The sequence below is a fragment of the Pseudoalteromonas sp. Of7M-16 genome (genome assembly GCF_022347805.1).
In the GTDB taxonomy this organism is placed as follows: domain Bacteria; phylum Pseudomonadota; class Gammaproteobacteria; order Enterobacterales; family Alteromonadaceae; genus Pseudoalteromonas; species Pseudoalteromonas luteoviolacea_F.
In genome coordinates, this window is sequence record NZ_JAKRFY010000014.1 from 41,247 (window position 1) to 64,655 (window position 23,409).

A 23,409-nucleotide genomic window follows, 5' to 3' on the forward strand; every position below is an offset into this window, starting at 1 on the left:
TGCTATGCATATAAAAGACATTGCTTTAGGCGCTTTGGCTGAACTTGGCTATCCGAAGCAAAAAATCAAAACAGCCCAAGCTCGGCAACTTTCTGCAACGCTTTACCGACAATTAACGGATCACCAGATTGAATCTGTATTGCACCTGTGTGAGCAATTGCTTGAAGAGCGTGACTGGATGCTCAGTTTAATCGCCTATGACTGGGCGTTTCGAGTCAAAAAACAATATACCCTAAGTACCTTTGATATTTTCGAACGTTGGTTATTGCAATACATCACCGACTGGTACGACTGCGACGATTTTTGTACCCATGCCTTTGGCGAGCTGATGGTGCAATACCCAGAGTTAATTGATAAAACCCACCCTTGGGCCACGCACAGTAACTTCGCTGTGCGAAGAGCCGTCGCCGTCATTTTGATTTACCCATTAAATAAAGGAAAATTTCCCCTAAACGCCCCTTTAAACGCGGCAAACTTGTTATTCAATGATCAACATGATTTGGTGCAAAAGGGCTATGGCTGGCTGCTAAAAGTGCTTTCCAAGTCATCGCCGGATGTCGTTATTAATTACCTCAAAACTCACCACAAACACATGCCTCGAGTGGCATTTCGATATGCACTAGAAAAACTTGATAAACAAACCAAAACGCAGCTCATGTCGCTGTGAATAGAACTTCGTCCCGAATATGGTAATTTTGGAAGATATCAATTATTCTTTTGTTACTTTATAACACTTAAGAGCACATCATGATAACGATAACTAAGCTCTCTGAAAAACATCTAGAACAGGTAAAAGCCATTCAGATTGAAGATAATCAGGTTGAATTTGCAGGCATTGCTTCCGAGTTTTTAAATGATATATGCGACACCACTCACCTGCATGTAATTGAACATCAAGACAAGGTCATTGGTTATTTTAAGCTTGATCTCGCTTACGCACAGAAATATGACTTTTGCCCAAAAGATGCTGTTGGGATCCGAGCATTTGTGATTGATAAACGCCAACAAGGCAAAGGCTATGGCAAAAAAGCGGTGCATGCTCTATTCCCTTACGTAAGCGATTTTTACCCCGAGTACAGGCAAATTTATTTAACCGTCAACTGCCGTAACAACCTCGCATACCAATGCTATAAAAAAGCAGGCTTTGAAGACACGAATGAAAAATATTTGGGCAGTCCAGCGGGACCAAACTACATTATGAAGGGGATGTGTTAGACACTGCAAAAAAGTGATGTTTGAATTCACAGGCTAAACCTTTTAAAAACAAGAGTTTTAGGTTTATTAAAAAGTACGTTTGCTTAACGCAAACGTACTTGGTCAACTCAATATTTAGAGGTAATCGACCTCAGCGTAACCACCATCCGCGATACAGCGCCTTACATCTTCTCTGTACTGGGCATGGAAAATAGACTTAGAAGTCCATAAGATGTTGTAGTTATTTTTGTCTACGCAAGTAACCAAAATCGTCATATATGCATGAGCAGTTGATTGCACACCAAGTGATAGAGCAATTGCAGCTATGCCGCCAAATAGAATTGATTTAAGTTTCATTATTATATACTCCCTTGTTTTATACCTTTGATATAAATATTAAAATAAGCAATGCAGCACAGTTAAATAGAACAACAAAATCGAGGTTTATTTTAAACACCTAGATTTTATAAATGCATGAATCTTATTAATATAGATTTTCATGCTAAAACCCACTATTTTACCTAGTATTGCTGAGAAAGATTAAATGGAGGTACCCCCTATCGCCATACATCACATCTGATGTATTTAATACGTAATAAAACGAACCTCAGGGAAACCGCCTTCATATAAGCACCTCGTCAACAAAGCGTTTTGCACTCTGGGATTAGAGGCGCGATCTGACCACAGCACTTTGGATTCGCTTTGGTCTACACACGTAATAAGCATGGTATTACTACCAATAGAGGCCATTACATGACTACTTAAAGATAAAGTAGCCGCTGTAGCAAAGCCAAACAACATTGATTTTAATTTCATTTTTATAAACTCCCTTGTTTAAATTAAACAGATTAAAATCAAGTCGAATATATAATAGACAAAAAAGACTGTAAACAACCATAAAACGCAAAAACCACTGTTATTTAAATTCTATAAAATCATTAATTTATCATGAAAAAATTAATCAAAACCTACCAAATACCAGAGCTTTTTGAATACGAGAACACAAAAGAGTGCTTCTACTTTAATCAAGTTAAATAAACTAGACGCAACGAGAGAGGTAATACTCAACCAGCTATTTATCAATTAAACAGAATTAGAGTGTGTTGAGGTAACCATATTCAGACAATAAAAAGAGGTCGTTAGTCGGCCAACTGTTTTAGTACGATTAGCCAACTTGTTTTCATACATTGAATGGTTTGCTTTTATAGACCTTTACTTCCCAAATATTTTACCGATCCCTCCCACTTTTGCTTATCAAAGGGTGTCGCTAAGAGCAAAGAACCAAATAAGTTTATTTGTGCTTTTTGAATACCGCAAAACTGCAATGTATACGTATCAAGTTGAGCAATAACTGGCGCGGCTTGCTCTTCCATATGCTGCGCTGGCATATCCATTGTTAGAATAAGCCGGGATGTCTTTCCTGATAAAAGCTGTACAGGTACAGGGTTGTCTTTTTCGTATCTAAAAGAAAAATCTGGTAAAAATGTTCTATCAAACAAGCCCTTAAGTTTAGCGGGGAGCCCACCCCACCAAATCGGTGAAACAATTACAATATGCTCGGCCCACAAAACTGCCTTCTGAAACTCGACTAAATCAGGCTCCAACACCTGTGCTGCATTATAGCCATACTGCAAATTTGCATTAAATGTCATGTCAGATAAATTAAAACGTCTTACTTCAAAGTATTCTCTGGCTTCACAACTGTAGATATCTGCCAAGTGTTGACCAAAACTGTTTGATTTTGGATTACCATTTAGAACTAGTATTTTTTTCGTCATTTTACTCATTTCCTATTTTTGAGTTTGATGACGAGTCTAATCTCTTCCCCTAGGGGTAGAGTCAAGCATAGAAGGACAAGATTTTATCGTAGACAGACAATTTTCAATCCGAGAGATCCTGCTATTTAACGAATCTACCTGACGTGACAACTGACACTTAAGCCCAACCAGAAACTGCTCTATTCGTAGCCAATCTACTTCCCCATTTTGATAGACAATCACCTCGTCAAGTTGAGCTAAAGTAGACCCTAACGACTTGGCCTCTTTGATTAGGTTCAGCACCTCTATGTGCGAATCTTCGTATACGCGGTAGCGTCCTTGTCTCAAAGGTGTTTTAATCAAGCCTCGCGTTTCATACAATCGAATCGCTTTTATTGATAATCCGGTTTTATTTGCAACCTCTCCGATATACATAGATTTCCTTTAATTTGTGAGATGAATGGAATTAGCCTTAATAATTCACGATATATTTGTTTTATCCACATCGCTCAAAAACAACTCACTTTATGGCTAACAGGAATAATCGCTATCTAACAAGTTTATCGTGGTTATTTAATGGCGGATTTGGGATCAGGCACCGAGGTTCTGGCTTGGGCTGTGCGTATATATCATAAACAATGTGCGCTAGCGCAGCTAGGGGTAGAAGAAAAAGCCAACTAAATAATAAACTGGCGATTACGTTATCACGCAGCTTTTGAAGCCAGGTGCGATTATCTTCCTGCTGCGCCGTATAGTATTGTTGGGTTTCTTGTATATGGACCGATATATTGTCACAAAGTGAGAGTTGACACTGAGAAGTTGATGAGCCATCCAGTACTTGCTCAATGGTAATTTTTAGCTGCTCTAAGCCTTCTTTGTTTCCAACCAGAGGCTCTCCCGCCAAAATTTCACTATTAACCCATGGCTCCTTTGTCATACAAATCTCTTTACACCTTTTATTTTTTCGCTATTTATAGCATAAAATGTAAGTCACAGTATCAACAGAGAGCTGAGTAAATTAGTACGATATTGTTAAAACAACATGGTGTGAAATAAGCGCCCTGGGATACTTGCGGCAACAACAGCGGAGATCACAGTGCCAATATATGCGCCGCACATGCAATCAATATGTACCCTTCGATTACCTTTATAAATGGCGTACGTTCCAGCAACAACCGAGACGATAATTAAAATAGCAAACAAATGTAGCCAAGTTAGGCTGCCTGTTGGTTGAATAAAAAAAGAGCTAAAAGCGGTGATTAACATAAGCACAGCCCACAATCTACCAATGAACTTATGTATACGAGTGCCTTTTTCCATTGCCAAATTTAGAAGGCCTAAAACTATGGCTGGAATAACCACGAATAAATGTATGAGTGTTGGGAGTGCAATATCCATATGCAACCTTTAATGAGAAGTGAATCGCCCAGCTAAACATCTGTCAGCTTCTATATTCTAGTTTAAATAAACAGCAGTTGAATAGTTACCTTAAAGCACTTTATCTGGTTTATCAAAGCACTTTCTGAAATTGAGCCACAATACACTCCCTAGCTATTCGGCCACATCATAAAATACGGGATATTAGTGTAAATACTTAAATATGCGGGTCATGTACTACCCGCACACATGTACTTCAAAATTGATTATGACCGTTACAAAAAAGGCCAGCTATCGTGCTGACCTTCTTTCGTGCTATATACAAACTTACTGTTTTAGTATGCTCGATTTTAGTAGCTAATTGGTTCGCCGCCTATTCTTCTGCAAATTTTCTCAGCAGTACGAGATTCATTATATGATTCAAAAACATCGCTCCATAATAGGCGACCATTTTTATAACACTCTACCAAAATTTCTTCGTATGCATTTGCATTAGTCGGGATGGATGTAGCAACAATCAGTGCCGTTGCGGCTAAGATACTTTTTATCATTTTTCTTTCCTTAATTAATTGTGAAACCCAAAATGTGCTTACTTTTAGTACAGCTACTTAACGTTATACATTGAGAACAAATTGTAAACAACAGATTATTTAAAATTTAATGAAAGAAGAAATAGTAACTCGGATTAAGCTTAAAAACTGCAAGCTCATACAACTTAAGCTTTAGGGATTCTTTCTTCCACCCTGCTTCAACCTTATTTAAAGGAAATAAATGTCGTTGATAAACGGTGCTCAATTGAAACAAAAATCGACGTCAATTTGATTGAAATAGCCAAGCTATCCCCTGCTCACTCTTTTTTGAGTGTCGTAATCAAGCACCTACTTAGCACTTAATCAAAACTCAAAGTTTACCTGCACCGGATAATGATCTGATAGCTCATTATAATAACCATTGTGATAATGGCGGCCGCTACTGAGGTTCCAGTTGCCCTTTAAATAGCTCCAGTACCAATTTTTGTCAGCTTTTGGATAACGCACAGCCATACTCGGATTGTTTTTAGGCTGTTTGTGATCGGCATGCCAAAATACATAATCCAAGGTATCGTTGTATTCTAAGCTGTAATCAAAATAGTATGCATTGGCTTTGGTAAACCAATTGTGTTTTGCGGAAAATGAGCCTATCACTGGCGTTTCAAAATTCAACTTCGCTCTTGCTGTAGTGAGCATGTCTGCCACTTCTTGCCGCTTGCTCCACTCTACATTCATGTCGCCACCAATGATCAAGGGTTCGCTTCTAGGTATATTCTGTGCCTCGATAAAAGCTTGAACTTCACTTAACTGGCCCATGCGAACACGATGTTCTTCCTCGGTATTGCCATCATGTGTTGCTTGCAAGTGAGTGCCGATCAAGTGGTAACGCAAACCTCCTTTTTCTATTTCAACATAAGCAAAGCCTTTGTTTGCCAAATAGTCCCAACTACCACTCAAACTCTGAGTGAAAACATGCGCTTTTTGCGAAATGATTGGATATTTAGAAATAATCACCACACCCCCTCGGATAACAAACGGGCTATTGGAACAGTTACCAGTCAAACTGTCCCAGCCGCTGCCACTGCAATCCTGTCCAACATTCGGTGTTTGATAAGGATATATAGAAGATAACGCAGCGAGTGCCTGCTCAGCATCACTATTAAATACTTCGTTGACAATAATGACATCAGGCCTGTCATTAAGCGAAGTAAGCGCCAAGGGTAAACGTTGCGCTCTATTACTCTGATCCCAATCTTGCACATTTAGCTGCATGATATTGTAAGCCATCACTTTGAGAGAATCAGCCACACTTGGCATACTCATTAGCATTGTTGCACACAGCAGGACATGTTTAATTTTCATTTTTTCTCCAATACATCACTATTATTTTGGTTTTTATTGAGATATTCACTTGCTACTGCACACTCAAGACGCAGAGAACTGGTGAAAATTTCGCAGCAATGAAAATAATCATTTTTAATGTCGGTTTGATTGCGCTAAGTTGCTTTTTTTATGACACTTTTCTGGAATTTTTATTGCTGTTAAGAACCGTATAGGCAATGCAAAATGGGGAACACAGACTTGCCGTTTAGTCTCATTACTTTCTATAGACCAGAAGATAATTGGGTCAATTCGAGAGGCATATGACTAAAAAAAGGTTAGCTATTACAGCTAACCTTTGGATTGACTAAAACAATCAAGTTTTACAAAGGGAAAAAATATACAAAATGCTCAGCATGAATTTAAAGTTTAATTCGCTGTTGTAATTTGACGGGTTCACCGTCAACTTCCAAAGTCGCTGTCACTTCTAAAATACCATCTTTTAAGTTAGGTAAAGCATGTATAGCTGGTTGCCAAATTTTTTGCTCATAGGGCGATATGTCTACACTTTCCTGCCAAATGTGAGCGCTCTTTACTGGCTTTTCAAATGGTAAAAACTGAACGGCTAATTCGCCAGACGTAGCGCCTGAATAAGGCCCGGTTAGCGCTATTTTCAATTGTTTTTGTTGTAACGAAGCATTCAAGTACACACCGTCAAAGCGCTGACTTTCGACATCTAACAGCCCAGACTGTTGTATATCTTGCCAGTTCAGTTTATAGCCATAAGTGGCTGTATTATCTGTCAAATCAAAGCGACTTTTTCCAGGTAAGAGTGAGTGGGTTACAGCTTTACCGCCTTCGCCAGTAAGTATTAACTCAGCAACACTATCACTTGGGTTAATGGCTTTGACAAAAGGCTGGTCGTTGTCAAACCTCAATTGAAGCTCAATACCGCTGAGGGTTTTTGCCGTTGGGCGGTGAATTTGACTACGCCAAAGCGTCAAGTATTGTCGTAATTGTGTAGACAACTCATCATGCTTGTTTTGATCAGTGAGCTTATCAAAGGCGTTTTTTAACTGGGTTCGGCACTGTGGTATATCGTGAGTAAACTCCTCGCAGGTGTTGAATGCTCGCATTGCCAGTGGAGCATCTCGATATAACCAAGGATTAGCGATAGACTCATTTAATGATACTACAGACGCTGTGTGGCCAAAAACGTATGGCGTAAGCGTATGGTTCATCGCTTTACCAAGGATTGCAATTTGCTGCAAGTTAACCTTATCTTGCGCATTTTTAGGCATATTAAAAGTCACTTTTTGGCTTTGAGACTTAGTATTGAGCGTCACCACAAGTTGATCATCTAGCTTGGTCAAATTAAGTGCCAACTGCTGATACTTTTGAATATCTTCGATGGCCTCAGGAGTCAGAGAAACATACTGGCTTGATTCGTCATAACCGGCTCCATTAAACTCAAGCTTGTTGCCATTTTTTATTAATAAAGTCAGCATTTTATCTTGACTAAAATCAGCTTCTTTGAGCAGCCCCAAGCGCTTTTTCTTGCTGTCTTTGCTAAGCTCAGTTAACAGACCAATACCAATTTCGCCGCGCCCTACTTGTTCGGGCTCGAAATGTATTAAGGCTGCCAAGCTGTTTTTACTCACAGGCATGATCAAGGGGTGCGAAGACGGTGCGGGAAAGTCTAAAGTCGTTTGCAAGCTGTCATTGTCAGCAATAATATCAAGACGGTGCAGAGTTTCACTTTTATCACTTCTTAGGAAGTAACCTGCTCCACTTTGCTCCCAAGGCCCTTGAACAATATAAAAGCTAGATTGTGCAGTTTTAACAAATTGACTGAACTCAGCTTCAAGAGTCGGCCAATCTGGAAAAGTTGCTTTTAGTAGTTTATTGGCTGTCGGTAATGTCTCCTGCGAGTCAGGATTTGCACGCATTAACTCCTTCAAATAGCGTTTAAAGTAATGGTAACGTGTCGGATCGCTCAACAAAAAGTGTACGATAAAAAAATTCAATCCGCGTTTAAGGCTCGGGTTGTCATTAATTTGTTCAAAACTTGGTTGTCCCCCTTGATGATATTGGGCAAGTCCTGACGTTAAGTAGTTCATCGGCGCTCGGTCAAAAACCATTACATTGAGCTGTTTTTTCTGTGGATCAAAAGTATGACTGGCTATCGCATCAGCCATTCCCTCGGTGATCCAATTAGGTGCCCATGTTGAGTGACCATTAAGCGTCATATGAAATGCATGCATGGTTTCATGGATAACAATGTACCGTTGGTGATGCTGCCGATGGCTTGGGAAACTATAGCCAGCACGATTGTAAAACATGGTTTCGCCACCAGCATGTGTATGCACCCCACGTAAAAAGCCATCATCTAGCATCGCTTCTCGCACTCTGGCTCTAGAGCTACCATAAACAACCGCGATACGTTGGTTTTCTATGTTACTGGGTTCCATACCGAATAATTCAACGTAATGCGGGTATGACATCTCTAGTAACTCTAAATACAAGCGAACCTTTTCTTCTGGAAGATCACTCTTTAGAGCAAAATGCTTGCTTACCCACCAATCATATCCACGGCTGTTAGTGATTTTACCGTCACTGTATGTACGCGGAATGTTTTTCCCAACATATTGAATATCAATATTTTTTAAGGTGCTGGTGCGGCCAGAAACGTCAAGTTCCACCTGCATTTTTGATGGAGGTAATATTTTAGACGACGTCTTGATCGGTGTTGTCGCAGCGCAGCCACTTAGCAAGGTGGCTAGACAGATACTTAAGCAAGTTTTACGCATAGGAGCTTCTCATTATCAACTTATGTATATTGTATACAATAATTTAAGGGGAGAGCCAAGTAAATTCGCTTAACGCCGACAAGTTAGGTAGCTGAAACGCCAAAAAGCTTGCGTTTCAAAATGGCCTTTAAACCTTTTTCTAGACTACTGCGTCACAGTTAAAAATGCGTATCTAAGGACATTGAGATGAAAATTTACTTTTTGACAGCTGTGGCTTTTTTTTGCACTCAGCTATCTGCAATGCAATTGTTTTCAAATGATTTTGATTTTGTGGAAAGTCGCACTCTGTCATTGCCCGTAGCTGATTTAGATAGATTAAAAATTGACGCAGGCTCTGGAAAACTAACGGTTATTGGCGAAGAGACCGATAAGATAAGTGTTAAAGCTGATATATATCAATCTCAGGCGAGCACAGACTACTGCTTTGAACTCATTAAGCAAAAAAACATCGCACTGCTGACCGCCAATACCTGTCACCGAGCGTACAACCACACTTTGCTCCATTTAACCATAACCGTACCTAGTGAATTACTAACCGAGATCAAAGACCGATCAGGCGCGATCATAATCGAAAATGCCAGCGTAAGTCGAATTGAAGATGGCTCAGGGTCAATCAGGATCAGCAATAACCTCTCGTCGGTAGAGATTGAAGACGGCTCCGGAAACATTAACATCCATGGTGTGCATGGTGCAATTGCCATTGGTGATGGCTCAGGCAAGGTTGTTGTTAAGCAGGTTGACGGCGATGTGTCCATTGAAGATGGCTCAGGGAAAATAGTCGTTAAGAACGTATCCGGGAAAGTAGTTATAGACGATGGCAGTGGAAGTGTTTTGGTGCGAAATGCTCACTCATTTGAACTGATAGACAATAGTTCAGGTAAAATTCAACTCATTGATATAAAAGAACAGCTATAACAACACACTGAACCTGTAAAGCGCAGAAACACTGCGCTTTCTTTGATGGTTGCCAATGCATTTTTTTACTCTAGTAGTCACTCCTAAAGCTTTTAATTAGCCCACATTCTATAACTTTAAACACCTTCACCCTCTTGCTGTCACTATATCCCCCCAAGCTCTATAGCTAGGGTTTAAGTTTTAGCTAAAAATCAAAGTCATCTATTGCAACATTGCGCGTTGTAACACTCCGTCACTAATTATTTAAAGCTTGCTTATCATAATTGTATACAATATATTTCACAACAAAGACATTGAATTTGGTTAACAGAGTGAAGTACATCACTCAATTTCTAATAGGTGGCGTAGTTGAAAGCGAACCATAACTCTCGAAGACAACAATTGATAGCAAAGTTGTCACAGCATGACATAGATATGATGGTAGTTTCAGGCCATGAGAATATTCAATACCTCTCTGGTTTTAGTGGCAATGCTGCCACATTACTAATATCCAAGAGCAACACTTACTTAATTACCGATTATAGATATTACGAACGGGCTTGCTTGGAAACGGAAAATATACACGTGATAAAACGTGACCGAGATGCCCAGCGCCTAGGCCAGTGTATTTTAGCGCTATTTCCAGAGCTCAATAAAATCGCCTATGAATCAGAAAATGTCAGTGTAGCTCAGTGGGAAGCCATTGCCGCTGACTTGACCTACCCGTATGTACAAGGTGCATATGGTTGGGTGGAAGCGCTACGAGAAGTGAAAGATGACATAGAGATAGCATTTCTTCAACAGGCTGCCAACATTGCAGATGCAGCCCTTTGTGAAACTTTAACGCTCGTCCGTGAAGGGGTAAAGGAGCGAGATCTGGCGTTGGAACTGGAATACAAAATGCGTCAAAAAGGCTCCCAAGGGGTTTCCTTTGATACTATTTTACTTTTTGGCGAAAGAAGTGCTCTACCCCATGGCGATCCTAGTGAACGTGCATTACGTCATGGTGATCTGATCTTAATCGATTTTGGTGCTGTTGTTGGTGGTTACCGCTCAGATATGACACGGACCTATATTTACGGCACACCCAGTGCTCAACAACAAGCCATGTTTAACACCGTTCAACGTGCCCAACATGCAGCATTAGAAAAAGTACAGCAAGGCGTGTCTTGCGATGCCTTGAATCAGGTTGCGCATCGAGTATTGAATAATAGCGAATTCGCTCAATTCGCAGGTGAAGGGCTTGGTCATGGGTTGGGCCTTGCTCTACATGAACATCCATTTATCAAGCCCAATAACCCCTATGTGTTGAGCGCCGGCAATGTGATCACAATAGAGCCAGGGATTTATATTCCTCATGTCGGGGGAGTACGACTGGAAGAAGATATAGTGGTCACTCCAAACGGCTATCAACAGCTGACTCACTCTGCGCAAAATTTTGAATTATAAGGAAGCAAAGTTATGCAATTAATTAATCGCGCACAAGTAAAACAAGCACTCAATTTTAAAGCCTTAATTGATACCATTGCTGAAGGCTTTTCGGGTGACGCCAATATGCCGATGCGCCAAGTGTTTGAGCTAGATAACTCAGCTGATAATCACGATGCGTTTGCCGTGCTGCCAGCTTGGAACAACGAAGTCATTGGTGTGAAAGCCTTTACATACTTTCCGGAAAACTTTAAACAGGACAAAGCAAGTCTCTACTCAAAGATAATGCTATTTTCTCGTCAAACTGGGGAGCCACTTGCGCTTATTGATGGAACCGAAGTGACACTTTGGCGCACGGCTGCTGTATCTGCGCTCGCCGCCTCCTATTTAGCAAAAAAGGATGCCAAACACTTAGTGTTCTTTGGCTCAGGTAATCTCGCACCTTTTATGATCAATGCACACCTGAATGTACGTGACTACGAAAAAGTCACTGTCGTCGCCAGAAACCCTGATAAAGCAAAAACCTTATTGTCAGTGTTGTCTGCACAGCACGGGAAAATACAATTTGAATTTGGTACAGCATGCCAAAGTTTGATTGCATCTGCCGACGTGATCAGTTGTGCCACAGGAAGCCATACTCCTCTTTTTGATGGTAACTGGGTGTCCCCTGGTACTCATATTGACTTAATTGGAAATCATCACAAACAATACAGGGAGTGCGACACTCGCACTGTTACCCGCAGCTCAGTATATGTAGACAGTCGAATTAATGTGTTAAATGAAGCTGGTGAGTTACTACTCCCAATTTCCGAGGGCGTATTTAGTGAATCACAGGTTAAGGCAGAATTAACTGAGCTGGCCAAGAGTCATACCTATCGACGGACTAACCAAAGTGAAATTACGCTTTTTAAATCTGTGGGCACAGCTTTAAGTGATTTAGTGACGGCGAAACTTGTTTATGACTTGGTTCAAGAGTAAGGCTAAGTGCAAGGCGTGTCAGGTTATCTCAGTTAACATTGTTCATGACAAACGTCTGTGTAATACGTTGATTTGCCATCAAGATCATCTGCTGATCTGTTACAGGTATGAAGATGTGATCTGTAGCAGTAAAGTGCTTTACGACGACGCTTTTTACCTGCGTTACAAATCAGGTGAAGCATGCCAGGTGTTAGCCGATGACAAAAACATCTGGCATTTATAATGCTCAGTAGCAAATACCAATCACTCCCGCTTGATTGGTATTAACCCCTAGCTATGACACTAGGTTTATTAGTGGCTGCTTCGCTTCATGTAGCACACAGAAAGTTATCTTAACAATACACCTCTATGCTACGTATCTCAAAGAAACAAACACTGCTTTTAGTCAATCATCAACGATAATTTAAACATCATTATAATTATTCTAACCACATATATGCGCTAGGACTTGGACTGTTGCCACAGTCAAAATATGGCTTTGTAGCAAAAATAACGGACATATTAGCTATTATTCAATAGCCGATTATAATTAGTAGCAATTATTCTCCAATCAAAAAGCAATGCACTTATAAGTATATAAGCGCTTTTATTTTGGTTAGATATAAATAGTTCACTGCACCACACAATTATTTACCTTAGCGCATCATTTATATATATCTGCATCAAGGTAAATCGCGTAACCACCTATATGGGATAAACATAGGCTTGTTTGGTGTACTTGTTTGTATTAAAAGTAATAATGGGGCCGCAGCCAGTTATCTGCCTGCAAATTAGGAACGGACTTTTAAAGAGCCGAACATATGACACAATTCTCTTTTTTAAAAGTATTTGGTACGTTTTTTATTATAACCACCTTTGTTGTCGTTGTTGCAACTCCCCTCCTTCACAACCAACTATATCACGTGTTATTCAAGCTCAATCTAGATAAAAATCGAGAACAGGCAGAAAGGTTAGCAACGCTTGTATCTATTGAACTGGAACGAGGCGAAGACTCAGCTAAGGTACTTAGTGATGTCCAGAATATGCTAGAAAACACACTACAAAGTAGTGAGCATTTTGCTTGTATCATCGAGCACGAGAATAAAGTGATCGCGCACCCTAAGCCTTCAAATATCAACAAAGATACAACTGGTTGGACTATGGATAATGGCGTCGAGGTTAAAACTTTTACGCAATCAGCTGGTGAAGGTGTTCCATTTGGTGGAATTCAAACAAGAAATGATGGGTCTAAAGATATTAACTATCAAATTCCAATAAGCACCAAACCTTGGGCTGTTTCAGTACACACCAAATTAGATATTGTGGACCAACAAGCAACAAAAATACTGCTGCAAATCGGCCTAATTGTTCTTCCCTGTTTGCTGCTGCTCACCGTGACTAGTGCCTTGATAGTAACTCGCCAAAAACCCAAAAAGAGTGAAGCCGCATGAATGCTTTGGAAAAGAAGATAGCCTTTAGCTTTGGAGCGATAACTCTGGTGTTTCTGTCAATGACCGTATTCTCCTTGCTCCAAATCAACCAACTTACTGAATCATCTCGCCACATCCAACATGTTTTGGACCCATCTATTAAAGCTAATTTAAAAGTCGTTCAAGCGCTTAATACATCAATAATTAGCCTGCAAAGATGGATATTAACCAAAGAGAAAAAATACAAACATCAATGGCAGATCACTTGGTCCGTTATCAATAAGAACTATACGCAATTAAAGAACCACTCAAAGCGCTGGGAACGAGAAGAACATCTAGAACTCTTAAACGAAATTGCATTCGACCTCAAACAACTCAAACACATACAGCAAACGCTCCTCACAAAAACACATGCGCACTCCGCCGATGCTACCATTCAAGTGTTAAGACAGGAGCTGGCACCTCTCGAGCAACGCGTTGTTGAAAAGTTCAGGCAAATTTCGGAGCCTCAGCACTGGGAGATGCAACGTACTTTCTTAAAGGAAGAAGAGCAAGAACGTACTTTAAAGGACACGACCATGATGTTTCTTCTACTTAGCGTGTTAGGAGGAGTATCTTTATCAATTCTGTTGGCTCGAGCCGTTTTTATTCCTCTTAACCAAACGATTCAGTTGGCCCAAACCATAGCTCACGGTAATTATGACCTAGACAGATCTTTTTCAAGTGGTGATGCGAAGCTAGATACTGCTTTGCGTACCATGACCAACCTACTTTACGAAAAAGAGCGAAATAACCTTGAATATCAAGCAAAGTTAGAGCTATTTAACAAACAGCTTGTTGCTTCAAATGATGAACTTTCTCAGTTTTCTTATAGGACGTCTCACGACTTAAAAGCGCCTTTGATCACTATCAGGGGTCTTGCAAAAGCGATATGTGAAGACATTGATGATGGTGATTATCAAGACGTGAGAAAAAATGCCAGCAATATCGCAGGACATGTAAAGAAGTTAGAGGATTTAGTCACTGACATTCTCAATCTAGCAAAAGCTGAACTAGAGTTGAGTAATAAAGAAAAGATCAATATTGCTGAACTACTCGGTGAAATTGAGGCTCGTTTGCAGGCTATTTATATCGGCAATGATGTTGAGATTCAAGCACAGGTAGATTGCTCTTTAGAACTTACGGCACCTAAAGCTCGCATTTTACAAGTATTAGAAAACTTGATTTCCAATGCCATAAAGTATTCAGACAAAGACAAACCCACACGCTACGTCAGAATTACAACGATGAAAAAACCGCATAAAACAATACTCACTGTCGAGGACAATGGCATTGGTATTCCCGATGAATATGCAGATAGAGTGTTTGGCATGTTTCAGCGCTTCCATCCGAACATCGCATATGGAAGCGGTTTAGGCATGTATATTATCAAAAAACACATTGAGAAAATGGATGGTGTCATTCAATTTAGCAGCTCTGCAAGTGGGACAAAGTTTATTATTGAACTTCCAACCTGAACCTAGAGGCCATATGCAAAAATTTTCAATTATGATTATCGATGATTGTGAAGATGACCGTTACTTGCTTAAGAGAGTCATCAAAAAGCTTGATATTTCAACGCAAATATTTGAAGCAGATAATGGTGAAACTGCGCTGAATTTTCTTGAAGATTATGAAGAAAACTATAAAAGGTTTGCCAATGATTTTCCGCCGTTGCTTATCTTTTTAGATATCAATATGCCTCGTGTTAACGGCTTTGAGTTCTTAGCCGCGTTTTATAAGCACAGAGAAGCCAATAAAAACTATACATCCTCTATATTTATCATGTTCACGTCCTCTGCAATAGAAGAAGATAAAAGAAAAACAGAGGCTTATGATTTTGTAAAAGGATTTCTAAATAAAGGGGATTTGTCAAAAGAATGTATTCAAGAATCTATCGATTCATGCATGGGTTTGTAGCGCTATCATGCAAAAGACACCGACTTCAAACGCTGTAAGTACGATTCTTTTGCGCAAGGTGAATGAAGTGCAAAGTGTTAATGACAATGAGCGCAGCAAATTCATTTTTCTTTGCACAAGGTAAAGCGAACTATCCTAACAGTCACTATAGCTGCCACCTTGAAAACCTATCTTGCATTAATAAACATGGATTGCGGGGCAAGCCCACAATGACGAGACAGTGCTAGTAAATGGATTGCGGAGCAAGCTTACAATGACAGTCTTGGCAGCTGTGACACTCCTTAAGCTGTGCCATTCCCATACGACAGGCCCTCACCTACACCAAAAACCGTTGCCATGAACCAGAGACCCCCCTCCTGAACCAAAGTTCGTCATCCTGAACTTGTTTCAGGATCCATGTGTTGTGGTCAACTAATTCCGAACAATTAACGTAGTTCCTAGCTAGTAAATGGATTGCGGGGCAAGCCTACAATGACAGCCTTGGCAGCTGTGACGCTCCTTAAGCTGTGCCATTCCCATACGACAGGCCCTCACCTACACCAAAGGTCACCCTCCTAAACCAAAGGCCGTCATCCTGAACCAAAGGCCGTCATCCTGAACCAAAGGCCGTCATCCTGAACCAAAGTTCGTCATCCTGAACTTGTTTCAGGATCCATGTTTGAATTACTATAGAAACTTAAGCGGCTTACACTTTTTAAACAGAGCTATTATTAGCCTGCATCAACTTAACTTCGGCACGAGTAGGAGCATCACCTAAGTGAAATGATTGAAGTGTAACCTCATCGCCGAAAACATCTTGAAGCAATGCCTGATATTGTGCAGCAGTGCGCTCAGGTGATACTGTGAATATCTCTTTTAGCTCGCTCCTTTTAATACCCCTTGCATCCGCCTGCGCCAACAAGTGCTGGCCCACATCTATATAGCCATTTTCGCCACGGCTCGCGACTACTTGACCACCCACACTGAAAATCTCGGTTTGAGGTGATTGCTCAAACAGAACTTTACTTCGATAGTATTTTTCTTGTTGCAACTGTTGATTAAGCTCTGACTGCTTTAAGCTATCTACTTGTTTTCTAACAAACTCGTTGTAAGAATAGCCATGCATCTGTTCAAACAGTTGTGCATTTGAAGGTCCCTCACCTGCCTCAAAAAATTGCACCTTGGCACCATCTGGATACATTTCTTTCACTAGCCCCTTCACTTTTTCAGCATCAAACCCCGCTTTGCGGAAAATTTCTTCCGCTTTACTATCTGTGTAATACACACCGCCGTCTTGAGTCTGATAAGATACAACATTACCTTCGACATATATGATGGCATTCATTTCCTTTTTCTGGCCATTTGACTTGAAATAGTTTTCAGTCTCCTGCACTGACATGAAAGACTCTTTAATATCTGCTAGCCAGCTCACCTCATCTTTCGAAAGCTGTACGATATCCTTCTTCTCAAGCAGGTAAATAAGATTGGCCTTACCCCTGACATCGATACCTTTAGCAGAGTTCGCACCTGACTCATCTAGTTTAAATTCACCTTGAGTGGTTTGTGCTTTATTTGCAGTATTGGGTCGATAGCTATACTGCGTGCTGTTTGTATTTGAAACCTGCATTGTCATCTCCTTTTGATGTCTGCACTGTTAAATGGCTTATCACCGCCTCAAAGACTCCAAAATCAAGTAATAGAAGCCAAACTTTAGTGCTCTTGTTATTGCACGAAGGCTGTAAAGTAAGGTGGTAACCTCTTATTTAGAAGTAATACTCAGCAATAACCGCACCATATTTTTAGTTTGAGGGTTAATTTAAAAAAGCAGGATTATTCTATGGCCCTTGGACAAGGGCCTATAATTGAACAAACATTGAAATTACATATTTATTAGCTTTTAAAACAAGGAGCTCCAGCACAAAAGCTTTATCTACGGCATTGAACAGCAGAATAAGCAAACCTAGCCCCTCAATAAAACCAAAAGCACATTATCATTTATTTAACAAACCACCATTTATATAAATTAAAATAGCCATATACCACAAATAATTTTGTTACAAATATTCTCTTGAACAAGATATTAAATAAATAATAAATTTCAAAATAAAAACAAGGAAATAAATTGCCAGTTACAAACCAAACTAACTATGAGTTTTATCCTTTCCCACTCTCTGAGTTTTGTATTCGATACTTATGTGGTGGTGATTCAATGCGCCAACTCAGACACGTGAGCCGTACCGAACTTTTACTAGCAAGATTAGGGCTTGATTACCCCGAAGGCGCTTTATTGGATATGAGGATTAACCGCTTCTCTCATGCAGTCGAGCTATTTTCAAATCTAGCGTTGTCAAAAAGCACATTATTGGAAGCGCATAGCACGCTAACTGGCAATGATACTCGTGGTTTTAGAAAAAATGAATCCTGGATTGGCCCAGATAAAGCGTCATCCAAATACCCCGAAGTCGCTTCTGTGAAAGAGATCGACCAAGCACTTTCATATTTGGTAGATGACCACAACTCAAGCAGTCATTTACAGCCATTGCAGCACGTATATTCATTTATGGAATTGCTATCCATACACCCATTTCAAGATGCAAATGGCCGAGTCGCCCGTGCTTTTCATATTGCACAAGAGCGTAAAATGGGGATACAGGTACCCGCCACACTTTATCGGTATAAACACGGCGAAAACGAATTATATATAGGTGAAGCTCATAACTTTAAAGCCTCCCCTAAAACCTATCTAACCAATACAGAATTTTGGCAACGTGCTTACGATTGGTCAGACTTTGCAACAGAAAAAATCCTAGGGTTAATAAAAAACGCAAAAAACATTCTCGATACCCAAACGTTATTAACTCCCTTGAATTCGGTAGATATCTCTATCATTAAACACCTTTGGCAACAGCCAATCACTACCCAAGCATATATATCTCAGACTTTAGATTTACCCATATATGATGTTGGTAAGTCTATCAATACGCTTGTTTCATATAATATTTTGCAACCAAGTCGTATAAAAAAGCGAACCTTGCAGCCTGTATATCACAATGTTGCACTGGTTAATTTGTACAAGAATGTTGAAAAACTACTTTTTAAGTAAAAAGGATATTATGAAAACATTAGGTAAAGCACTACTCGGTAGTGCAATTTTATTAGGTGGTGTGCAAGAGCACCCGACAGATGAGTTTTTAGATGACAATGAGAGCCTGATCAGTGCTGGATGGGGCTGGGGCATGAGTAAAAGCCATGCATCAACAACCGACTGCGACTCATCTGATGCAACTGGGGGATGCGAAGAGAATCAAGAAGCATATGATGCACATGCTCGAGAGTCTCTAGAAACGATTCACGATCGAATGACAGTATATGGGGATCCCGACGCCGCGCGCCGCCAAAACGAACTTGAGGTTATGATGGCACTCATGCGCACAATCGATACTGGGCCAGCCATTGATTATGACTCGTACGGCTCTCAAAATGAAGGCGAAGACCATGCTTCCGACGATAACTTGTGCGGTAACCCAATTGACTTTAGATGGGGTAAAAAAGTCGAAACGTTTACAGATTATACAGGTGGTGATTTTTCTCCCTTATCTATTCAACGTAGTTATGACAAAAGCGTTGACCGATATGGCATCACAGTAGGCATATTTGGTAAAAGGTGGAAATCTATACTTGATATGCATGTTGAGTTTACTCGGTTTAATACGGCGAAGCTTAATATGCCACATGCCAATAACTTTGGTGATGACTATCATATGGTCAAAGACAACACAGGTGGTTACTATTTCGATAGATCTCCTGATACCGTATATCTCGAAAAAATCGCCAGTGGATTTAAGCTCGAAATGTCGGATAACTTAACTGCCTACTTTAAATCGGACGGTCGCTTAGACAAGCTTGAATTTGAACACGGTCGTTCCCACCAGTTTCACTACTCTAATTCATCCAGATACTTTACAAAAATCACCCACTCTTCAGGTTCTAGTTTAACTTTTACTTGGAGTAATGGCCGTGTAAACACGATTAAAGATGGACTGAATCAAACGTATCAATATAGTTATAACTCTACGGGTTTGCTCACCAAAGTGTCTTTTCCTGATGGCAATAACACAAGCTATCAATACGACAGTAATAAAGACCTGACAGGGGTTTTTTATAACAATAAACAATATGCATGGTTTAAATATGACAGCGGTATTGGCAAACATGCCGTTGAGTCGAGCCATTATGGCGGTATCGATAAGTACACATTTAGCTATACTAAAAACAACAAAGGGATAGACGGTGTTACCGTAACCAACCCGCTAGGTAGAAAGAGTGTCTATTCTATTGATAACCTTCACAAAAGTGGGACCCCAGTCGTAGAACTTGAAAACGGCTTGCCTACTTCAAATTGCGCAGCTTCTACTAAAAAATACTGGTATGACAATTCAGGGCATGTCTCAAAAGTAACTGATGAAGAGGGGATCACAACCGATTACCTTTATGACTACAAAACTGGCAAGCTAAAACGTAAAACACAAGCATATGGTACGAGCAATGCGTTTACAACTCACTACCTTTGGCATGCGGACTCAGGGTTAATTAAGGAAGAGAAAAACCCCAACTTCATCAAACAGTTTACTTATAACGACAAAAACCAAGTCCTAAAAGAAACATTCAGGACAACTGGATCTGATGGTGAGCCAATACGCTCCTATGAAATCAATAACTCTTACTCTTTTTATAGCAACGGTAATATTCGCCAAGTTCGATCAGTTAACGACAGCGGAGAAAGCGCAACGCAAAACTATAATTCTAAAGGACAACTAACCACAACAAACGATCAGTTTGGCACTGCGCACACATTCAACGCCTACGATGCCAATGGCCGATTGACCAAAGAAACATTGCCGTCGGGTCTGGTAAAAACCTATACCTATACACCTAGGGGAGATGTTAAATCAATCAAAGAAACAGGTCCGGGTATTAACCGAATTACTCAATATAGCTACAATGAAAAGCGAAAGCTAACAAATGTGACCTTACCAAACGGCACTCAACGCACCTATTATTATGACCGTGCTTACCGTCTAATTGAAGAGCGTAACAGTGCGGACAATTCAACTATAAAATATACGCTGGACAATATGGGGAACGCCAAAACAGTGCGTTACTATAAAAACAGTACAGCCCCCTATCGCACTATTTACTATTCATATGATGAACTTGGTCGTTTAATATCTAAGACAGAAGGAAACAATAACAATCGATATAAATATGACAAAATTGACCGACTTGTTAGTTTTACCGAAGCTGACGGTCAGCAATATGTCTTAAGTTATGATGAATTTAGCAGGCCTTTACAAAGTGTAGATGTAACAAATACATCAATGACTTATGGATATGACACTGTCGGCCTCGACTACATTAGAGGTGCCAACAATCAACTCACCAGCTTCACTCTCAATGGCTTTGGTAAAGAGCTCAAAGAGTCTAGCCCTGATCGAGGCAATGTATCATACGAGTACTACAGTCCGAGTCAAAAACTCAAAAAGCTAATCACTGGACTCGGTACCATCAATATTCAATACAGCAAAATCAATCAAGGTGAAAAAGTAACCAAATCATTTATCGGAGGATCTGAGTCATACCAGTTAAATTCAAGAGAGTTGCCGACAAGTTATACCGATAAATCAGGCAATACAACCCTAACGTATAATGCTTTTGATCAATTGATTGAAATGCGCAAGGTCATAAATGGTGGAAGCAGAAATGCAATCTACACGACCAAATGGCAATATGACGCCTACGGCAGGCTCACTTCAATAACTTACCCAAATGGTAATAAAGCTAACTACACTTACAACGCTGCCGGTATATCTAGCATTACCGCAACAATAAATGGCCGCAGTATCCCAATTGCGAGCAACATCACAAAATTACCTAGCCTTGGCCTAAAATCGCTCACATATGGTAACGGCCTGACAAGAAATATGACTTACGCAAATGGTCAAGTTCGAAGTATAACGGTGCCGAATGTCCAATCTTTGACTTATACAAGCCAAAAGGGCGAAATCACACACATAGATAACCACATCAATTCAACAAATGATTGGACCTATACTTACTCGAAAGGCAGACTCACAGATATACTGAAAAACGGTCGACCTCACTCCTCCATCAGGTATGATCAATCTGGTAATCGAACCAGTGTGAACCACTCAGGTACTACTTTAGAAACATACCGTTATCAAAGTAGTTCAAATAGACTGTTAAGTCGCACAAAAGGGTCCAACACGGTTAGATATAGTTATGATGCGAATGGCAATATCAAGACGCAAAGCCTCAATTATATTAACCAAAACTCGTATCAATATGACATCCAAAGCCGCTTAACAGGTGTCAGCAACAAAGGGAATTATATCTATGATGCATATAGCATCAGAGCCATTAAGCAATCTTCGGGTGTAGAAACTCACTTTATTTACACACCAGAGTCAAGACTGCTGTCTGAGAATGGCAATGTAAACTATGTCTACCTATTTGGTATGCCTGTTGCGATGTTGAAAAATAATCAGGTTTACTATATTCACAATGACCACCTTGGCCGACCTGAAGTAGTTACAAATAGCGCAAAAAACATTGTATGGCGCGCCCATCTAGAGCCTTTCACTCGTACTGTTGTACACAGCACAATTGGCGAGTTTAACCTCGGTTTTCCTGGTCAATACTTGGATACGGAGTCTGGGCTTTGGTATAACATTAACCGATACTACGACCCGACAACGGGCCGATATATTCAATCTGATCCAATTGGTATGTCTGGTGGCATAAACACCTATGTGTACGTTGGTGGTAACCCTGTCAAATTTACCGATTTACTGGGGTTAAATCCAGATATCAACTTAGTACCAATGACACAAACTAAACATTGGCGAGCAATGTTCAGACATGTTGACAACAGTCCAAATGATTTCTCAATTGGTGCACATGGCAACCCCGGTCAAATAATTAATGAAATAGGTAAGCCTCTCACACCTGCACAGCTTCTTTCATTGATGAAATCGAAAGGATATGATGGTAAACAACCAATTAAACTATATGCTTGCGAAACAGGTAAAGGCGGTGATGCTTCTTTTGCACAGCAATTGGCCAACTTAGCTGGACAACCCGTAACGGCTCCCAACAACCTGTTCGAAATTTATCCTGATGGCTCGCATGGCGTGGCAAACGGTGGCTCATGGGTAACGTTAAATCCAAATAAAGGTCAATAATGCGTGATATTGCTTTAATTATTGTGGGCTCCACTGTGTCACTTGCAACCTTTGCACAGGAGCTAACGACTGAGTTGGCGCATAGCGAAGCGTTTAGTATTTCAACTACCAAACTTGAGGCAAAATATAATTCTGTTTGCTCTGTTGTTGTGATTGACTCCCCTTTGCATTTAAAGCGACATCAAGCTTATTCTGAGCTAACGGTCACAGCTGAAATGTACCAAAGTGATGGAACCTTGATATCATCGACGTATTTAGACACCCAAATTGAAAGAAACAAATATGTGTCTTTGGGGTGTTTACCTATCCATACTAAATACAGAGTTAAGATTAACTTCGACTACAGCCAAAAAGGTGTCTTGTATGGTAGAACACAGTCTTTGAACATAACAAATTTAAGCGATTATTTGGTTACACAGAAAGCCCCTTAGGGCTTTCTATCTATTTCTCTTATTAGGCTTTCTTGTTTAGTAAGAGAAATATTTCTTACTGCTACTATGATATGCTACTGG

Annotated in this window: 22 protein-coding genes; 12 read left to right on the plus strand and 10 right to left on the minus strand. The window is 40.2% G+C overall.

Annotated features, from left to right (window positions below; translation table 11 throughout):
• Window positions 1-4 precede the first annotated feature (4 nt).
• Window positions 5-667 carry a DNA alkylation repair protein gene (locus MHN81_RS15070; protein WP_239426129.1) on the plus strand — a complete coding sequence of 221 codons (663 nt, stop codon included), beginning with the start codon at window positions 5-7 and terminating at the stop codon, window positions 665-667.
• Between the two features lie 80 nt (window positions 668-747).
• Window positions 748-1,215, plus strand: coding sequence for a GNAT family N-acetyltransferase (locus MHN81_RS15075; RefSeq protein WP_239426130.1), 468 nt, complete (start codon window positions 748-750; stop codon window positions 1,213-1,215).
• A gap of 114 nt (window positions 1,216-1,329) precedes the next feature.
• Here MHN81_RS15075 and MHN81_RS15080 read toward each other — a convergent pair whose 3' ends face one another.
• The 9 genes from MHN81_RS15080 to MHN81_RS15120 form a co-directional block, all read right to left on the minus strand.
• Window positions 1,330-1,551 carry a hypothetical protein gene (locus MHN81_RS15080; RefSeq protein ID WP_023401149.1) on the minus strand — a complete coding sequence of 74 codons (222 nt, stop codon included), beginning with the start codon at window positions 1,549-1,551 and terminating at the stop codon, window positions 1,330-1,332.
• A gap of 228 nt (window positions 1,552-1,779) precedes the next feature.
• Window positions 1,780-2,010 carry a hypothetical protein gene (locus MHN81_RS15085; RefSeq protein WP_239426131.1) on the minus strand — a complete coding sequence of 77 codons (231 nt, stop codon included), beginning with the start codon at window positions 2,008-2,010 and terminating at the stop codon, window positions 1,780-1,782.
• 386 nt (window positions 2,011-2,396) lie between these two features.
• The gene (locus MHN81_RS15090) at window positions 2,397-2,972 is read right to left on the minus strand and encodes an NAD(P)H-dependent oxidoreductase (protein WP_239426132.1); all 576 of its coding nucleotides are present in this window, start codon (window positions 2,970-2,972) and stop codon (window positions 2,397-2,399) included.
• A gap of 36 nt (window positions 2,973-3,008) precedes the next feature.
• Window positions 3,009-3,386, minus strand: coding sequence for a MerR family transcriptional regulator (locus tag MHN81_RS15095; protein ID WP_023401152.1), 378 nt, complete (start codon window positions 3,384-3,386; stop codon window positions 3,009-3,011).
• Between the two features lie 112 nt (window positions 3,387-3,498).
• Window positions 3,499-3,888 (minus strand): hypothetical protein, encoded by a 390-nt coding sequence (locus tag MHN81_RS15100; protein WP_239426133.1) that lies wholly within the window; start codon window positions 3,886-3,888, stop codon window positions 3,499-3,501.
• 95 nt (window positions 3,889-3,983) lie between these two features.
• Window positions 3,984-4,349 (minus strand): DUF2306 domain-containing protein, encoded by a 366-nt coding sequence (locus tag MHN81_RS15105; RefSeq protein WP_239426134.1) that lies wholly within the window; start codon window positions 4,347-4,349, stop codon window positions 3,984-3,986.
• A gap of 329 nt (window positions 4,350-4,678) precedes the next feature.
• Window positions 4,679-4,879, minus strand: a complete 201-nt coding sequence (locus MHN81_RS15110; RefSeq protein ID WP_023401155.1) for a hypothetical protein — start codon at window positions 4,877-4,879, stop codon at window positions 4,679-4,681.
• A gap of 342 nt (window positions 4,880-5,221) precedes the next feature.
• Entirely contained in the window at window positions 5,222-6,220 is a 999-nt protein-coding gene (locus MHN81_RS15115; protein WP_023401156.1) for a sphingomyelin phosphodiesterase, read from the minus strand.
• A gap of 380 nt (window positions 6,221-6,600) precedes the next feature.
• Window positions 6,601-8,988 carry a hypothetical protein gene (locus MHN81_RS15120; protein WP_239426135.1) on the minus strand — a complete coding sequence of 796 codons (2,388 nt, stop codon included), beginning with the start codon at window positions 8,986-8,988 and terminating at the stop codon, window positions 6,601-6,603.
• A gap of 186 nt (window positions 8,989-9,174) precedes the next feature.
• Between MHN81_RS15120 and MHN81_RS15125 the strand changes: the two genes are divergently transcribed.
• The 7 genes from MHN81_RS15125 to MHN81_RS15155 all read left to right on the plus strand — a co-directional run bounded on the left by MHN81_RS15125 (window position 9,175) and on the right by MHN81_RS15155 (window position 15,656).
• Window positions 9,175-9,903 (plus strand): hypothetical protein, encoded by a 729-nt coding sequence (locus MHN81_RS15125; RefSeq protein ID WP_239426136.1) that lies wholly within the window; start codon window positions 9,175-9,177, stop codon window positions 9,901-9,903.
• Window positions 9,904-10,251: 348 nt separating this feature from the next.
• Window positions 10,252-11,331 carry a Xaa-Pro peptidase family protein gene (locus tag MHN81_RS15130; protein WP_239426137.1) on the plus strand — a complete coding sequence of 360 codons (1,080 nt, stop codon included), beginning with the start codon at window positions 10,252-10,254 and terminating at the stop codon, window positions 11,329-11,331.
• 12 nt (window positions 11,332-11,343) lie between these two features.
• Window positions 11,344-12,288 (plus strand): ornithine cyclodeaminase family protein, encoded by a 945-nt coding sequence (locus MHN81_RS15135; protein WP_023401160.1) that lies wholly within the window; start codon window positions 11,344-11,346, stop codon window positions 12,286-12,288.
• Window positions 12,269-12,511, plus strand: coding sequence for a hypothetical protein (locus tag MHN81_RS15140; RefSeq protein WP_155250802.1), 243 nt, complete (start codon window positions 12,269-12,271; stop codon window positions 12,509-12,511). The genes MHN81_RS15135 and MHN81_RS15140 overlap by 20 nt, the downstream gene beginning before the upstream one ends.
• Before the next feature lie 577 nt (window positions 12,512-13,088).
• Window positions 13,089-13,718, plus strand: coding sequence for a hypothetical protein (locus MHN81_RS15145; protein WP_239426138.1), 630 nt, complete (start codon window positions 13,089-13,091; stop codon window positions 13,716-13,718).
• Entirely contained in the window at window positions 13,715-15,214 is a 1,500-nt protein-coding gene (locus MHN81_RS15150; RefSeq protein WP_239426139.1) for an ATP-binding protein, read from the plus strand. The genes MHN81_RS15145 and MHN81_RS15150 overlap by 4 nt, the downstream gene beginning before the upstream one ends.
• Window positions 15,180-15,656 carry a response regulator gene (locus tag MHN81_RS15155; protein ID WP_239426140.1) on the plus strand — a complete coding sequence of 159 codons (477 nt, stop codon included), beginning with the start codon at window positions 15,180-15,182 and terminating at the stop codon, window positions 15,654-15,656. The genes MHN81_RS15150 and MHN81_RS15155 overlap by 35 nt, the downstream gene beginning before the upstream one ends.
• A 694-nt stretch (window positions 15,657-16,350) precedes the next feature.
• On the opposite strand, the gene MHN81_RS15160 is transcribed toward MHN81_RS15155, so the two are convergent.
• Window positions 16,351-17,262: a hypothetical protein gene (locus MHN81_RS15160; RefSeq protein WP_023400569.1), complete on the minus strand. Its 912-nt coding sequence runs from the start codon at window positions 17,260-17,262 to the stop codon at window positions 16,351-16,353.
• Between the two features lie 495 nt (window positions 17,263-17,757).
• On the opposite strand from MHN81_RS15160, the gene MHN81_RS15165 reads away from it, so the two are divergent.
• From MHN81_RS15165 to MHN81_RS15175, 3 genes are read left to right on the plus strand one after another with little or no spacing between them, the layout of a single operon-like run.
• On the plus strand, window positions 17,758-18,738 hold the full coding sequence (locus tag MHN81_RS15165) for a Fic family protein (protein WP_239426141.1): 981 nt from the start codon (window positions 17,758-17,760) through the stop codon (window positions 18,736-18,738).
• Between the two features lie 10 nt (window positions 18,739-18,748).
• Entirely contained in the window at window positions 18,749-22,897 is a 4,149-nt protein-coding gene (locus MHN81_RS15170; RefSeq protein ID WP_239426142.1) for an RHS repeat-associated core domain-containing protein, read from the plus strand.
• A complete protein-coding gene (locus tag MHN81_RS15175) occupies window positions 22,897-23,328 on the plus strand; it encodes a hypothetical protein (protein WP_239426143.1) in 432 nt (143 codons plus the stop codon). The genes MHN81_RS15170 and MHN81_RS15175 overlap by 1 nt, the downstream gene beginning before the upstream one ends.
• Window positions 23,329-23,409 lie beyond the last annotated feature (81 nt).